Consider the following 14491-nt stretch of genomic DNA (forward strand, 5'->3'; position numbering starts at 1 on the left):
GTCAGGGTTTCGACAGCCTGGGTTCACGCCCCGCGCGTCTACAGCGGGAAACTGAACTGCACCCACAGCTTGTCGCCCTGCGGCCGGTTGCGCACCGCGAACTCGTGCTGGTACTTCACGACCACGCCCGACGCCGGCCCCCACATGACGCGCAACTGCGGACCGATCGCGACCGTTTGCCCGCGAAAGCCGTCCGCGCCGACCTTCACGCCGTCCTGCGTATCGTCCGTGAACTGCTTCAGGAACGTGCCCTGCACGCCGACCTGCACGCGCCGGTCGAGCGAATAGCCGATCAGGTAGTCGAGCACGGCGAGTGCGCCCGAGTGATAGCGCGTCGCGTGGTTCGGCGAATTCAGCTCCAGCAGCGTGGTCGTCGAAATCTCCCAGTCGCGGCCCGGAAACCACGTCGTGCTGAGATACGGCAGGAACGCATAGGTGTTCAGCCCCGGGTTCGCGATCCGGTTCACCGCATACGCGCCGGTCGGCACCGCGAACGACGGCGAGAAGAAGGCGAAGAACGTCTGCGACGCACTCGCGTAGTCGATCATGAACGGCTCGAGGATCACATCGCCCAGCGACATGCGGTTGCCGGTGCCGCCGGGCGTCGACAGATGCAGGCGCACGATCGGCACGATCGCGCTGCTCGACAGCGAGAACGGCCCGAGCGTCGCGCCCCAGGTGTGGACGACTCGCGGCGTCTCGGCGACCACGCTCAGGTGAAATCCCGGCACCGCGCCGCCGCCGTCCGGTCCGGCAAAGCGGTTCGCCGTGTAGTAAAGCGAATAGTTGAAGTACTGCGTGTGGCCGGGCGGCGGCAGCAGACCGTTCAGCACCGTGTTGACGCCAAACGGATAGCTGATCTGCCCGCTCTCGGCAGCCGACGCCGGAACGTGCACGGCTCCGGCGATCAGGAGTGCCAACGGCACCCGTCGCAATGCGTATTTCATGTCGTCTCCAGACCGATTGTTATCGTGTAATCGCGAGCCGGGCACCGCCGGCCCGGGGAGACGCAATGTAAAACGCACGACAGCGGCGAAAAAGACGACGATCGGGAGAACAGTTCTCCGTCACACGGAGAAATGCGCGACGGCGCGGCGCCCGCGGGTACTCAGCGGCCGACTTCCTTCCATTTGCGCGCGAGTCCGAGTCGTTCGAAACGCTCGATCAGGAACTCGGTGAAGACGCGGATCTTCGCCGGCTGGTGTCGGCGGCTCTGGTACGCGATATTGACGGTGAGCGCGGGCAGTTGCCAGTCGGTCAGCACGGGCACCAGCTTCCCGGCGACGATATCGTCGTGAATGATGTAAAGCGGCTGGATCAGGATGCCGAGCCCGGCGAGCGCCGCCGCGCGGATCACCTGCCCTTCGTTCGCATCGAGCACGCTCTTGATCGTGACCGACTGCTTCTTCGCACCATGGCGGAAATGCAGCACGTACGGATCGTTCGCGAGGTTGTAGACGAGCAGCCGGTGATCGCCCAGCGCGTCGGGCGTCGCCGGCGCGCCGTGTTTCGCCAGATACCCGGGCGACGCGGCCAGCACGCGCCGTGTCTCGGCGAGCTTGCGCACGGTGATGCCCGAATCCGCTTCGTGTTCGCGCGTGCGGATCGCCACGTCGATGCCGGCCTCGATGAAATCCGGGTAACGGTTCGCCGCGACGATCTGCACGTTCAGGTTCGGGTAGCGCCGGTGAAATTCGGGCAGCGCGGGCGCGATGTAGATCGACGCGAACGACACCGACGCGGTCACGCGCAGCGTACCGGCCGGAATGACGCTCGCTTCGTTGACGGCCGCGTCCGCTTCCGACAGCTCGTTCAGGATCGCGACACAACGCCGGTGGTACTCGTGCCCGGCGTCGGTCAGCCACAGCCGGCGCGTGGTCCGCTCGACGAGCCGGGCGCCCAGCCGCTCTTCCAGCGCGTTCAGGCAGCGGCTCGCCGCCGCGCTCGACATGCCGAGCCGCTCGGCGGCCTTCGACAGGCTGCCGAGCTCCGCCACCTGTACGAAAAACTCGATCTGCGTCCACTTGTCCATGCGTTCGATTCTTCCACCTGGCGGAGAACAAAACTCCTCCAAACCCACTTTTTTACGATTCGGGGAGGAATTAATGTTACGTCAACGCGCCATCGAACGACATCAGGAGACAAACCCCAATGCGCAATCTCAACGAAGACACCATCACGCAGGCCGTGATCGCGTCGCTCTCCGGCTGTCGCGACGAGCGGCTGCGCACGGTGATGACGAGCCTCGTCCAGCACCTGCATTCGTTCGCCCGCGAAACGAAGCTCACCGAGGCCGAGTGGCAGGCCGCGATCGGCTTCCTGACGGCCGTCGGCCGCATCACCGACGACAAGCGCCAGGAGTTCATCCTGCTGTCCGACGTGCTCGGGCTGTCGACGCTCGTGACCGCGCAGAACCATGCAAAGCCGGCCGGCTGCACGGAGGCGACCGTGTTCGGGCCGTTCTACGTCGACGGCAGCCCCGAATTCGGGATGTTCGACGACATCGCGAACGGCGCATGCGGCGAGCCGTGCTTCGTGTCAGGCCAGGTACGCGGCATCGACGGCACGCCGGTCGCGCATGCGTCGCTGGAAGTGTGGCAAGCCGACGAGGACGGCCACTACGACGTGCAGTTGCCTGGCGACGACGGGTCGGTCACGCATCGCGCGCGCGGCCGGCTGCGCAGCGGCGCCGACGGCCGCTATGCGTTCCGCTCGATCCTCGCCGAGCCGTATCCGATTCCGCACGACGGCCCCGTCGGCGCGATGCTCGATGCGCTCGGCCGCCATCCGTGGCGCCCCGCCCACCTGCATTTCATGATCGAAGCGCGCGGCTACGAAACGCTGATCACGCACGTGTTCCGCGACGGCGACCGCTATCTCGACTCCGATGCGGTGTTCGGCGTGCGTTCGACGCTGGTCGCCGACTGGGTCCGGCATGCGCCCGGCATCGCGCCCGACGGCTCGCGCATGGACACGCCGTTCTACACGCTCGACTACGACTTCGTGCTGAATCGCGCGGAGCGTGCCGCATGATCCGGCACGTCGTGATGTGGAAGGTTGCCGGCGCAACCGACCACGAACGCAGCGTCGCGCGCACCACCGTGAAGACGGCCTTCGAAAGCTTGCGCGGCCGGATTCCGGGCATGACGCACCTCGAGATCGGCGCGGATTTCAGCGCAGCCGATTACGCATGCGACCTGATCCTCGTCGCCGAATTCGAGTCGCGCGAAGCGCTCGACGGCTATGCGACGCATCCCGAACACGCCCGCGTGCGCAACGCGCTGACCGGGCTGCGCATCGCGCGCCACCAGGTCGACTACGCAACGGAGTAACGAGCACATGGACTTCCTCTACCAGGCGCGCGCCGCCCGCGTGATCTTCGGCGCGGGCAGCCTCGCGCATCTCGAACGCGAAGTGCCGGCACTCGGCGCGCAGCGCGCGATCGTGCTGTGCACGCCGGAGCAGCGCGACCTCGCCGAGCACATCGTCGAGCGGCTCGGTGCGCGCGCCGCCGGGCTGTACGACCGCGCGACGATGCACGTGCCGATGGAGATCGCCCGCGATGCGCAGGCGTTCGCCCGCTCCCGCGACGCCGATTGCGCGGTCGCGATCGGCGGCGGCTCGACGATCGGCCTCGGCAAGGCCATCGCGCTCGAAAGCGGCCTGCCGATCCTCGCGATCCCGACGACCTACGCCGGCAGCGAAATGACGCCGATCTACGGTCTCACCGAAGGCGGCATGAAGCGTACGGGCAACGACGCGCGCGTGCTGCCGAAGACGGTGATCTACGATCCCGCGCTCACGGTCACGCTGCCGGTCGAACTGTCGGTGACGAGCGGCCTCAACGCGATCGCGCATGCGGCGGAAGGGCTCTACGCGAACAACGCGAATCCGGTCATGAGCCTCGTGGCCGAGGAAGGCATTCGCGCGCTGGCGCGCGGCCTGCCCGGCGTGCGCCGCGACCCGGCCGATCTCGACGCGCGCGGCCAGGCGCTCTACGGCGCGTGGCTGTGCGGGATGGTGCTCGGCAACGTCGGCATGGCGCTGCACCACAAGCTCTGCCATACGCTCGGCGGCAGCTTCGATCTGCCGCACGCACCGACCCACACGGTCGTGCTGCCGCATGCGCTCGCATACAACGCGGCGCACGCGCCGGACGCGATGCAGCGGATCGCCCGCGCGATCGGCACGGACGACGCCGCGCGCGGCCTCTACGCGCTGGCACGCGACAACGGCGCGCCGATCTCATTGAAGGCGATCGGCATGCGGGAAGCCGACCTCGACCGCGCCGCCGACCTCGCGGCCGCGAATCCGTACTGGAACCCGCGCCCGATCGAACGCGACGGCCTGCGCGCGCTGCTGCAGGATGCGTTCGACGGCAACCTGCCCGGCTCGACGCTACGCTGAGCGCGAACACACGACAAACCAACAAACGAAACCGTCATGGAGACAACCCGCATGCATACCGAATCGAGCGCGCACGGCGAGCGCACCGTCGAACCCTGTGACGTCGCGATCGTCGGCTACGGCCCGACCGGCCTCGTCGCCGCATCGATGCTCGGCCGCGCCGGCCATCGCGTGATCGTCCTCGAACGCTGGCCGACGCCGTACGGCCTGCCGCGCCTCACGCACATCGACGGCGAAACCGCGCGGATCGTGCAGGCCAGCGCCGACGTCGATCACGCGCTGCGCAACGCGAAGGCGGTCGACACCTACCACTACCGCGACGCGAACGGCGACCTGCTGCTCGAACTGAACTGGACCGGCCGCGCGTGCGGCTATCCCGCGCACATCTCGATCTACCAGCCCGATATCGAGGATGCGATCGATGCACGCGCGAGCACGTTCCGCAACGTGACGATCCTGCGCGGCTGGGAAGTCGACACGCTGCAACAGGACGACGACGGCGTGACGCTCACCGCGCATCCGTGGCGCGGCGGCCAGGACGCGCAATGGACCGGCCAGCCGCGCACGATCCGCGCACGCTACCTGATCGGCGCGGACGGCACGAACAGCTTCGTGCGCCGCACGCTCGGCATCGAGCGGTCCGATTTCGGCTACAACGAGCGCTGGCTCAATCTCGACTCGGAGAACAAGCGCGATCTCGGCGATGGCTGCGCGCGCACGACGATCTACTGCGACCCGGCCCGCGCGTACATGCACATGCCGATCGGCACGAAGCGCACGCGTTTCGAGCTGCGCGTGCTGCCGAACGAATCGACGGCCGACTGGGAAACCGAAGCGGCCGGCTGGAAGTGGCTCGACGATCACTACGGTTACGGACCGGACGACCTGACGCTGCTGCGCCACGTCGTCTACACGTTCGAAACGCGCATGGCCGAACGCTGGCGCGCCGGCCGCGTGCTGCTCGCCGGCGACGCCGCGCACACGATGATGCCGTACATGGGACAAGGCGCGTGCTCCGGCATGCGCGACGGCATCAACCTCGCATGGAAGCTGGATCTCGTGCTGACCGGGCGCGCGCATGCCGATCTGCTCGACACCTACGAAGCCGAGCGCCGCCCGCACGTGAGCGCGATCACGCAGATGTCGCTGTTCCTCGGGCAGATCGTCAACGAGGACGATCCGCGCAAGGTCGCCGAGCGCGACGCGGCGTTCCGCTCCGGTGCCATGCCGCCGATGCCGCCGTTCCCGAAGCTCGAGCACGGCATCGTGCACGCCGAAGCCGACGGTACGCTGCTGCCGACGACCGGCGCGCCGGCGCCGCAAGGGCGCGTCCGCCGCGGCGCGGCCGAAGGCCGCTTCGACGACGTGGTCGGCCAGGGTTTTCAGCTCGTCACGCGCGAGCACCCCGCCCGCCATCTCGACGACGCGCAGCGCGCGTTCCTCGCGCAACTCGGTTGCCACGTTGCCGTGCTGGCCGATGACGTCTGCGCGCCGGATGCGGTGATCGACGTCGACGGCGAACAGCACGCGTTCCTGCAGGCGCACGGCATCGCCGCGTACATCAAGCGGCCCGATTTCATCGTGTTCGGTTCGGTGGCCGACCTGCGCGGCCTCGGCGCACTCGTCGACGCCCTGCGCGACACGCTGCACTGGTCGCCCCGTTCCACCACGCCGGCCGCGGTGTCGGCCCCAACCGCCCACGTTTCGTGAAGGAGACGCACGCATGACGACCGAACTGTCACCGTTCGCGCTGTCGCTGCAACGCGCGATGCCCGTCACGCGCCTGCTCGATTGCGGAATGGACTACGCGGACGCCGTGGCGCTGCACGCACGCACGTCGGCCGGCGAACCATGGGACGTCGCGGCCGAAGCGCTGGCGGACGCGCAGCTCGCGCGCGCCACCCAGGCGGCGGACGCCGGCCACCTCGTCACGGCCGCCGACGCGCAGGCAATGGCCATCGCCGATCTGCTGTTCGCGCAGATGGCGTTCAATCACGACGTGCCGCGCAAGCGCGCGCTGTATGCGCGGCTCGTCGACGCGTCGTACGGCCTCGCGCGCTGGTCCGACAAACGGATCGAACGCGTCGAAGTGCCGTTCGGCGATGCGCGCCTGATCGGCTGGCTGGTTCGTCCGACGACGGAGCCCATCCGCGGCACCGTGATCGTGTTCGGCGGCCAGAGCGGCTGGGGCTTCGCGTACTGGCCGATCGCCCGCGCGCTCGCCGCGCGCGGCGTCGCGACGCTGCTTGCCGAAGGGCCCGGCCAGGGCGAGACGCGGCTCGAACAGCGGATCTTCGTCGACGTCGACACGCGCGCCGCGTACCGACGCTTCGTCGATCACGTCGCCGCGCGCGTGCCCGGGCCGATCGGTATCTGGGGCAACAGCATCGGCGGGTTGTGGGCGGCGTCGACCGCCGCATCCGACGCACGGATCGCGGCCTGTTGCGTAAACGGCGCGCTCGCGGCACCCACGCTGCTGCCGTTCCGCACGTTCGTCGAACAGGCGGCGGCGATGCTCGGCAACGACGATCCCGAGGCGGTGTCGGCGAACTTCGCGCGCATGCGCTTTTCGTCCGAACGCGACCGCATCGCATGCCCACTGCTGGTGCTGCATGGCGGCGCGGACCCGCTGATCCGGCTCGACGATCAGCAGCCGTTTCTCGATGCGGCGACGTCCGGCGACGCGACGCTCAGGGTCTGGCCGGACGGCGAGCATACGATCTACAACCACGCATCCGAGCGCACCGCGTTCGCGTGCGACTGGTTCGTCGAGCGGCTCGCGCGGGCGTGACGACATGCGGCGGCGGACCGGGCTGCACGGCAGCCGCCGCACCGCTCAACCGCCGGTCTTGAATGCCGGCAACTGCTGCCCGAGCCGCGCGCCCATTTCCGCGCCGAGCGCCTGCAGCGCATTGAACGGCCGGACCATGACCTCGAATTCGACGATCCGGCCGTCGTCGTCGAAGCGGATCATGTCGATCCCCTTCAGCGCCTTGTCGCCGACGGTCGCACCGAACTCCAGCACGACGCTCTTGCCGTCGTCGGTCACGAACTGGCGGTGATACGTGAAGTTGTCGAGGATCGTGATCACCGTGCGCAGCGCCATCAGCAACGCGGGCGCCGGCCCGTACGGCTTGAACGCCATCGGCGAACGGAACACGGCGTCCAGATGGACGATCGATTCCAGCGCGCCGAAATCCTTGCGCTCGACCATCGCGTGCCACGCGTCGAGCGATTTCGCGACGGCGGGATGAACATTCAGCGGCGGGTGCGTCATCGCAATCTCCAGTAACGTTGTTGGACGGGGGAAGAAACGAATCGGTATCAAAGGGTCGCGGCCAGCGTCGTGCCCTGGTGAATCGCGCGCTTCGCATCGAGTTCGGCGGCCTCGTATGCGCCGCCGATCAGATGCACGCGGCATCCGGCTGCCTGCAGCTGTTCCGCCAGCTCGCGCGACGGCTCCTGCCCCGCGCAGATCACCACGTTGTCCACCGGCAGCGTCCGTTCGACGCCGTCGATCGTCACGTGAAAGCCGTCATCGTCGATGCGCCGGTACGTGACCGACGACGACATCCCCACGCCGCGCGCCTTCAGCGCCGTGCGGTGAATCCAGCCGGTGGTCTTGCCGAGCCCGTCGCCGACTTTCGACGCCTTGCGCTGCAGCAGGTGCACTTCCCGCGCGGCCGGTTCGGGCCGCGCGGCGCCCAGCCCGCCGGCATTCGCATACGATCGATCGACGCCCCATTCGCTGAAGAACCGGTCCGCGTCGCCATGCTCGCCGCGATCGCGATGAACGAGATATTCCGCGACGTCGAAGCCGATACCGCCCGCGCCGACGATCGCGACGGAGTTGCCGACGGCCTTGTCGTCGCGCAGCACGTCGAGATAGCCGAGCGCCTTCGGATGACCGACACCGTCGATCGGCGGCGTGCGCGGCACGATGCCGGTCGCGATCACCACTTCGTCGAATTCACCCTGCAACAGCATCTCGGCCGTCGCACGCGTATCGACGTGCAGCGCGATGCCGCGCAGTTCGATCTGCCGGCGGAAATAGCGCAGCGTCTCGTTGAACTCCTCCTTGCCGGGCACCTTCCTCGCGAGATTGAACTGACCGCCGATCTCGGCGCCCGCTTCGTACAGCGTGACCGCGTGACCGCGCTCGGCCACCGTGACCGCGAAGCCAAGGCCCGCCGGCCCGGCGCCGACCACCGCGATCCGCTTGCGGCGCGGCGCGGGCGCGATCACGAGCTCGGTTTCATGACACGCACGTGGATTCACGAGACACGACGTGATCCTGCCGCTGAACGTATGGTCGAGGCACGCCTGGTTGCAGCCGATGCACGTGTTGATTTCGTCCGCGCGCCCTTCCCGCGCCTTGCGGACGAATTCGGCATCGGCGAGGAACGGCCGCGCCATCGACACCATGTCGCAATAGCCGTCGGCGAGCAGTTGCTCGGCGACTTCCGGGGTATTGATCCGGTTGGTCGCGACGAGCGGAATGCCGATCTTGCCCATCAGTTGCCGCGTCACCCACGCATACGCGGCGCGCGGCACCTTGGTCGCGATGGTCGGGATGCGCGCCTCGTGCCAGCCGATGCCGGTATTGAGGATCGTCGCGCCGGCCGCCTCGATCGCCCGCGCGAGCCGGATCACCTCGTCGAGCGTGGAGCCGCCTTCAACGAGATCGAGCATCGACAGCCGATAGATGACGATGAAGTTCGCTCCCACACGCTCGCGCACGCGCCGCACGATCTCGACCGCGAAGCGGATGCGGTTGTCGTACGCGCCGCCCCACGCATCGTCGCGATGGTTCGTGCGCGCGGCGATGAATTCATTGATCAGGTAGCCCTCGGAGCCCATGATCTCGACCCCGTCGTAGCCCGCATGCTGCGCGAGCGCCGCGCATCGCACGAAATCGGCGATCGTCTCGTCGACCTCGTCGCTCGTCAACGCATGCGGCGTGAACGGGTTGATCGGCGCCTTCAGCGCGCTCGGCGCCGCGAGCGCCGGGTGATACGCATAACGCCCGAAATGCAGGATCTGCAACGCGATGCGGCCGCCCTCCGCCTGCACCGCGCGCGTCACGACGCGATGCCGTTCGGCGTCCGCTTCGGTCGTCAGCATCGCGCCGCCGGGCGCCGGACGGCCGCGCTCGTTCGGCGCGAAGCCGCCCGTGACGATCAGGCCAGCCTCGCCGCGCGCGCGCTCCGCATAGAACGCGGCCATCCGCTCGAAGCCGTTCGGCGCTTCCTCCAGGCCGACGTGCATCGACCCCATCAACACGCGGTTCCTGAGTGACGTGAAGCCGAGTTCGAGCGGAGTCGTCAAATGCGGATAACGGGAAGCCATCGGGTGTCTCCATGTTTATGCAACAAGTTGCATTGATGGTAGCCCGCCACCTTTGTTTATGCAACATGTTGCATAAACATGCGTTCACCATTTGTGCTGCGGCCCCGATATGGCAAGATGCGGTTCATTCCGCCGCTGCCTCGATCCGACATGTCCCTGCCGCACGCGCTTCTCACCGCCCTCGCCGAACGCCCCGGTTCGGGGTCCGAGCTCGCCGACCGTTTCGATCGCTCGATCGGCTACTTCTGGCAGGCGACGCACCAGCAGATCTATCGCGAACTCGGGCGTCTCGAGGAAATGGGCTGGATCGAATCGCTGCCCGCCGAGTCCGGTCGCGGCCGCAAGCGCGCGTACCGGATCCTGCCGGCCGGCAAGAAGGAATTGCGCCGCTGGATCGCCGAACCGGAAGATCCGACGCCGCTGCGCGAGGCGCTGATGGTGCGTCTGCGCGCGGAAGCCGTGCTCGGGCCGGCCGGCCTCGAGCACGAGATCCGGCGGCGCATCGCGCTTCATCAGGAAAAGCTGGATCTGTATCTGCAGATCGAGGCGCGCGACTTTGCGACGGCCGGCGATCCGGCGGCCGGCGATTCACGCACGAAGCGGCTGCAGCATCTGGTGCTGCAGGCCGGCATCGCGAACGAGCGGTTCTGGGTCGAGTTTTCGCAGCATGCGCTCGAGACGCTGCGCCTGCCGAAGGACTGAAGCCGCTGACGCAGGACGGGCGGCGTTCGTTTCAGCGCCGCGCGGCACCGCGTGCTCGCCTGCATAGTCCGGCGTGGTGGCAGCGGGTCGCGCCGCCCTTCGCCGTCATGAAGAAGCGGCCGCGCGGCCTGCATGGCGTCGCCGCGCGGCGAAACCGGATCACGCGTCCGGAAAAATCACGACCTTGCCCTTCACCTGCCGGTTCGCCATCCGCGCGATCGCGTCGGCCGCGCCGGCCAGCGACACGCGCTCGGTGATCGCGGGCCGCACCTTGCCGGCCGCGAACCATTCGGCGAGCAGCCGCATGTTCGCGGCATGCTGCGCCGGGTCGCGCCGCACCGCATCGCCCCAGAACACGCCGAGAATGTCGCGCTCCTTCAGCAGCGCGAGGTTCAGCGCGATCTTCGGGATCTCGCCGGCCGCGAAGCCGACCACGAGGAACCGGCCGCGCCATGCGGTCGCACGCAGCGCCGCTTCGCTGCTGGCGCCGCCCACCGGATCGTAGACGACGTCGGCGCCGCGCCCGCCGGTCAGCTCGTCGACGCGGCGGCGCAGGTCTTCGGTCGCATAGTCGATCGTCTCGTCGGCGCCGGCTTCACGGCACAGCGCGAGCTTGTCCGCGCTCGACGCCGCCGCGATCACGCGCGCACCGAGCGCTTTCGCGATCTCGATCGCGGCGATCCCGACGCCGCCCGCCGCGCCCAGCACGAGCAGCGTCTCGCCCGCCTGCAGGCGCGCACGCTGCTGCAACGCGTGCAGCGACGTGCCGTACGCGAGCACGAGCGCCGCGCCCTGCTCGAACGTCATCCCCGGCGGCAGCGCGGCGAGCTGGTGCGCGTCGGCCACGCAGTATTCCGCGAACCCGCCGTGCCCGGTGAACGCCATCACCGAATCGCCGGGCCGCCACGCGGTGACGCCATCGCCGACCGCGTCGATCACGCCGGCAAACTCGGCGCCCGGCGAGAACGGCAGCGCCGGTTTCACCTGATACAGCCCCTGGACGATCAGCGCGTCGGGGAAATTGAGCGATGCCGCCTTCACCTGGATCCGGACCTGCCCGGCCGCCGGTTCGGGAATCGCGACATCTTCGATACGCAAGCGGTCGATCGGGCCGAATGCGGTACACAACAGGGCTTTCATGCGCTTCTCTCCTTGCCCGGCGTGGCCGGGCATCGGTATGGTCCGCGGGCGCCCCCGCGCGGCCGGTTCACGACGCGCGCGCGATGGCCGTCGGCATCCGCGCGCTCGTCGATATTCCGGAATGTCGTTGAAGCCACGTTCAGAACCACGCGTCGCGCATGTCGAGCGTGGTCGTGTCGACGCTCGACAGCAGGTCGAGCTGTGCATCCACCTTCGGCAGTTCCCAGCGGAAGAAGTAGCGGGCCGCCGCGCGCTTGCCGTCGTGGAAATCGCCGTCGTGCCCGTGCGCGGCGAGCGTCACGTCGAGCCACAGCCAGGCGACGACGAGATGGCCGAACGCTTCGAGATACACGCTCGCGTTCGCGAGCCGCGTCTGCGGATCGCCGATCGCGCTCAACTGGCGTGTCACGTCGCCCAGCCGCGCCCAGCGCCGGGCCAATGCCTCGGCCTGCTCGCGCATGCCGGCATCCAGCGCTCGCGCACGCTCGACGGTCGCGCCGATCCGTGCATCGAGCGCGCGCAGCGACGCGCCGTCGTCCTGGCTCACCTTGCGGCCCAGCAGATCGAGCGCCTGGATGCCGTGCGTGCCTTCGTGAATCGGATTCAGGCGGTTGTCGCGATAGAGCCGTTCGACCGCGTAGTCGCGCGTATAGCCGTAACCGCCGTGCACCTGGATCGCGAGATCGTTCGCGGCAACGCACCACTGCGACGGCCAGCTTTTCGCGATCGGCGTCAGGATGTCGAGCAGGCGCGCGGCATCGGCGCGCACCGCCGCATCGTCGTGCGCGCGCGCTTCGTCGACAAGTTTCGCGCAGTACAGGATCAACGCGAGCCCGCCTTCGACGTAAGCCTTCTGCGCGAGCAGCATGCGCCGCACGTCCGGATGATCGACGATCGGCGCCTGCGGCGCGGCCGCATCCTTGCCGGCCGGCCCGAGCGGGCGCCCTTGCGGACGGTTGCGCGCATAGTCGAGCGCGTGCAGATAACCGGTGTAGCCGAGCGCCACCGCACCCGCGCCGACGCCGATGCGCGCCTCGTTCATCATGTGGAACATGTAGGCCAGCCCATGATTCGGCTGGCCGACCAGATAACCGATCGCGCCCGCACGCCCTGCCGGACGGTAACGCGTCCCTTCGCCGAAATTCAGCAGGCAGTTGGTCGTGCCGCGATAGCCCATCTTGTGGTTCAGCCCGGCGAGCACGACGTCGTTGTGCTCGCCGTTCGCATCGCCATCGGCGCCCGTCAGGAACTTCGGCACGATGAACAGCGAGATGCCGCGCGTGCCGGGTTGCAACCGACCATGTTCGTCGGGAATCTTCGCGAGCACGAGGTGGACGATGTTCTCCGCCAGCTCGTGCTCGCCGCCGGATATCCACATCTTGTTGCCGGTCAGCCGGTAGCGCGGGCCGAGCGGCGAATCGCATTCGAAATCGGCGCGCGTCGCGATGTCGGACAGCGACGAGCCGGCTTGCGGCTCGGACAGGCACATCGTGCCGAGGAAACGCCCTTCCAGCTCGGGGCGCGCGAACGCGTCGATCTGCGCGGCGCTGCCGTGCGCGACGAGCAGGTTCGCATTGGCGACGGTCAGGAACGGATACGCGGCCGTCGCGATGTTCGCGGCCTGGAAGAACAGGAACGACGCGGCTTCGACCAGCTTCGGCAAGCGCATGCCGCCGAGCGCTTCGTCATGCCCCGCGGCGATCAGCCCGGCGTCCGCGAACGCGCGCACGGCCGGTTCGACTTCCGGGATCAGCGTCACGCGTTCGCCGTCGAACCGCGGCTCGTCGCGATCGCCGCGCGCCGCATGCGGCGCGAACAGGTCTTCGGCGATCCGCTCGCTGGTGTCGAGCACCGCGTCGAAGGTCTCGCGACTATGCTCCGCGTAACGCGGCAGCGCGACGAGCGCTTCGGCGTCGAGCCAGTCGTACAGCAGGAACGCGAGATCGCGTCGCGACATCAACAGGCTCATCGTGCTGCCTCCCGGGGTGCCGGCCGTGTCAGCCGAATGAAGGGTTGCGTGGCTCCAAGTGCTGGCAGGAATTTAGCACGGTCGTTCGCAAACGACAACGACGAACACGCTAGTCCGCGTAGCCGGGATCGCGCCGATCGAGCCGGCGCAGCAGCCCGGGCCAGACGAGCGCCCCGGCGCCCATCCCGCGCGTGACCGCGGCGATCTGCTGTTTGATGCCGTCGAGAATCGGCTGCGCGATTGGCAGCAGCGCCGAGCCGCCCGCCTGCGCGCGGACCTGGATCATGCAGGCCGCTTCGAAGAAGTACATCGCGACGAACGCATCGGCCGGCGTCGCACCGACGGTCAGCAGCCCGTGATTGCGCAGCATCAGGTTCGTATTGCTGCCGAGGTCGCGCACGAGGCGCGCCTTCTCGCCCTCGTCGAGCGCGATGCCCTCGTAGTCGTGATAGCCGAGCGACGCGAGCACGCCGAGCGACTGCTGTGACAGCGGCAGCAAGCCCGCTTCCTGCGCCGAGACGGCCACACCGTTGATCGAATGCGTATGCATCACGCATTGGGCATCGTCGCGGGCCGCATGCACCGCGCTGTGGATCGTGAAGCCGGCCGGGTTGATCTCGTACGGCGATTCGGACACCTTGCGGCCGTCGAGATCCACCTTGACCAGCGACGACGCCGTGATCTCGTCGAACATCATCCCGTACGGGTTGATCAGGAAGTGGTGCTCCGGGCCGGGCACGCGCGCGGAAATATGGGTGAACACGAGATCGTCCCAGCCGAACAGCGCGGTGAGGCGATACGCGGCCGCCAGGTTGACGCGCGCCTCCCATTCGGCGGGGGAAACCGTCTGCTTCACACTGACATCGGATGAGGCCACGTCACACTCCTTGTTCAAGGGGTCGATGCAAACCGGGCCGCACGATG

General features: G+C 68.3%; 13 protein-coding genes. 6 read left to right on the forward strand and 7 right to left on the reverse strand.

Going from position 1 to position 14491, the window contains the following annotated elements:
* Positions 1-38: 38 nt before the first annotated feature.
* Both MMB92_RS22465 and MMB92_RS22470 read right to left on the reverse strand, forming a co-directional pair.
* Positions 39-947: a transporter gene (locus MMB92_RS22465; protein WP_006497575.1), complete on the reverse strand. Its 909-nt coding sequence runs from the start codon at positions 945-947 to the stop codon at positions 39-41.
* Positions 948-1108: 161 nt separating this feature from the next.
* Positions 1109-2032, reverse strand: coding sequence for a LysR family transcriptional regulator (locus MMB92_RS22470; protein ID WP_006490514.1), 924 nt, complete (start codon positions 2030-2032; stop codon positions 1109-1111).
* A 119-nt stretch (positions 2033-2151) separates the two neighbouring features.
* Between MMB92_RS22470 and MMB92_RS22475 the strand changes: the two genes are divergently transcribed.
* The 5 genes from MMB92_RS22475 to MMB92_RS22495 are packed head-to-tail and all read left to right on the forward strand — an operon-like array spanning position 2152 to position 7198.
* Entirely contained in the window at positions 2152-3033 is an 882-nt protein-coding gene (locus MMB92_RS22475; RefSeq protein ID WP_006490560.1) for an intradiol ring-cleavage dioxygenase, read from the forward strand.
* Positions 3030-3332, forward strand: coding sequence for a Dabb family protein (locus tag MMB92_RS22480; RefSeq protein ID WP_034200735.1), 303 nt, complete (start codon positions 3030-3032; stop codon positions 3330-3332). The genes MMB92_RS22475 and MMB92_RS22480 overlap by 4 nt, the downstream gene beginning before the upstream one ends.
* Before the next feature lie 7 nt (positions 3333-3339).
* Positions 3340-4407, forward strand: coding sequence for a maleylacetate reductase (locus MMB92_RS22485; RefSeq protein ID WP_062884613.1), 1068 nt, complete (start codon positions 3340-3342; stop codon positions 4405-4407).
* A 36-nt stretch (positions 4408-4443) separates the two neighbouring features.
* Complete coding sequence (locus MMB92_RS22490) at positions 4444-6117, forward strand: bifunctional 3-(3-hydroxy-phenyl)propionate/3-hydroxycinnamic acid hydroxylase (protein ID WP_277562933.1); 1674 nt, start codon at positions 4444-4446, stop codon at positions 6115-6117.
* 13 nt (positions 6118-6130) lie between these two features.
* Entirely contained in the window at positions 6131-7198 is a 1068-nt protein-coding gene (locus MMB92_RS22495; RefSeq protein ID WP_034200738.1) for an alpha/beta fold hydrolase, read from the forward strand.
* 45 nt (positions 7199-7243) lie between these two features.
* On the opposite strand, the gene MMB92_RS22500 is transcribed toward MMB92_RS22495, so the two are convergent.
* Entirely contained in the window at positions 7244-7684 is a 441-nt protein-coding gene (locus MMB92_RS22500; RefSeq protein WP_034200739.1) for a nuclear transport factor 2 family protein, read from the reverse strand.
* A gap of 47 nt (positions 7685-7731) precedes the next feature.
* On the reverse strand, positions 7732-9756 hold the full coding sequence (locus MMB92_RS22505) for an NADPH-dependent 2,4-dienoyl-CoA reductase (protein ID WP_196445977.1): 2025 nt from the start codon (positions 9754-9756) through the stop codon (positions 7732-7734).
* A 150-nt stretch (positions 9757-9906) separates the two neighbouring features.
* On the opposite strand from MMB92_RS22505, the gene MMB92_RS22510 reads away from it, so the two are divergent.
* The gene (locus tag MMB92_RS22510) at positions 9907-10458 is read left to right on the forward strand and encodes a PadR family transcriptional regulator (RefSeq protein WP_181365717.1); all 552 of its coding nucleotides are present in this window, start codon (positions 9907-9909) and stop codon (positions 10456-10458) included.
* 159 nt (positions 10459-10617) lie between these two features.
* Here MMB92_RS22510 and MMB92_RS22515 read toward each other — a convergent pair whose 3' ends face one another.
* The 3 genes from MMB92_RS22515 to MMB92_RS22525 form a co-directional block, all read right to left on the reverse strand.
* A complete protein-coding gene (locus tag MMB92_RS22515) occupies positions 10618-11598 on the reverse strand; it encodes an NADPH:quinone oxidoreductase family protein (protein ID WP_006490601.1) in 981 nt (326 codons plus the stop codon).
* A 139-nt stretch (positions 11599-11737) separates the two neighbouring features.
* The gene (locus MMB92_RS22520) at positions 11738-13567 is read right to left on the reverse strand and encodes an acyl-CoA dehydrogenase (RefSeq protein ID WP_196445976.1); all 1830 of its coding nucleotides are present in this window, start codon (positions 13565-13567) and stop codon (positions 11738-11740) included.
* A 109-nt stretch (positions 13568-13676) separates the two neighbouring features.
* Positions 13677-14444, reverse strand: a complete 768-nt coding sequence (locus MMB92_RS22525; RefSeq protein ID WP_006490608.1) for a class II aldolase/adducin family protein — start codon at positions 14442-14444, stop codon at positions 13677-13679.
* Positions 14445-14491: the final 47 nt, after the last annotated feature.

Origin of the sequence: Burkholderia sp. IO2, from assembly GCF_029522185.1 — a bacterium.
GTDB lineage: Bacteria > Pseudomonadota > Gammaproteobacteria > Burkholderiales > Burkholderiaceae > Burkholderia > Burkholderia cenocepacia.

Excerpts from the sequence above, each read along its gene's own strand:
- MMB92_RS22480 (WP_034200735.1), top strand. The coding sequence starts at position 3,030 with ATGATCCGGCACGTCGTGATGTGGAAGGTTGCCGGCGCAACCGACCAC.
- MMB92_RS22470 (WP_006490514.1), bottom strand. The coding sequence starts at position 2,032 with ATGGACAAGTGGACGCAGATCGAGTTTTTCGTACAGGTGGCGGAGCTC.
- MMB92_RS22465 (WP_006497575.1), bottom strand. The coding sequence starts at position 947 with ATGAAATACGCATTGCGACGGGTGCCGTTGGCACTCCTGATCGCCGGA.
- MMB92_RS22485 (WP_062884613.1), top strand. The coding sequence starts at position 3,340 with ATGGACTTCCTCTACCAGGCGCGCGCCGCCCGCGTGATCTTCGGCGCG.
- MMB92_RS22500 (WP_034200739.1), bottom strand. The coding sequence starts at position 7,684 with ATGACGCACCCGCCGCTGAATGTTCATCCCGCCGTCGCGAAATCGCTC.
- MMB92_RS22520 (WP_196445976.1), bottom strand. The coding sequence starts at position 13,567 with ATGAGCCTGTTGATGTCGCGACGCGATCTCGCGTTCCTGCTGTACGAC.
- MMB92_RS22475 (WP_006490560.1), top strand. The coding sequence starts at position 2,152 with ATGCGCAATCTCAACGAAGACACCATCACGCAGGCCGTGATCGCGTCG.
- MMB92_RS22495 (WP_034200738.1), top strand. The coding sequence starts at position 6,131 with ATGACGACCGAACTGTCACCGTTCGCGCTGTCGCTGCAACGCGCGATG.
- MMB92_RS22490 (WP_277562933.1), top strand. The coding sequence starts at position 4,444 with ATGGAGACAACCCGCATGCATACCGAATCGAGCGCGCACGGCGAGCGC.
- MMB92_RS22515 (WP_006490601.1), bottom strand. The coding sequence starts at position 11,598 with ATGAAAGCCCTGTTGTGTACCGCATTCGGCCCGATCGACCGCTTGCGT.
- MMB92_RS22510 (WP_181365717.1), top strand. The coding sequence starts at position 9,907 with ATGTCCCTGCCGCACGCGCTTCTCACCGCCCTCGCCGAACGCCCCGGT.
- MMB92_RS22505 (WP_196445977.1), bottom strand. The coding sequence starts at position 9,756 with ATGGCTTCCCGTTATCCGCATTTGACGACTCCGCTCGAACTCGGCTTC.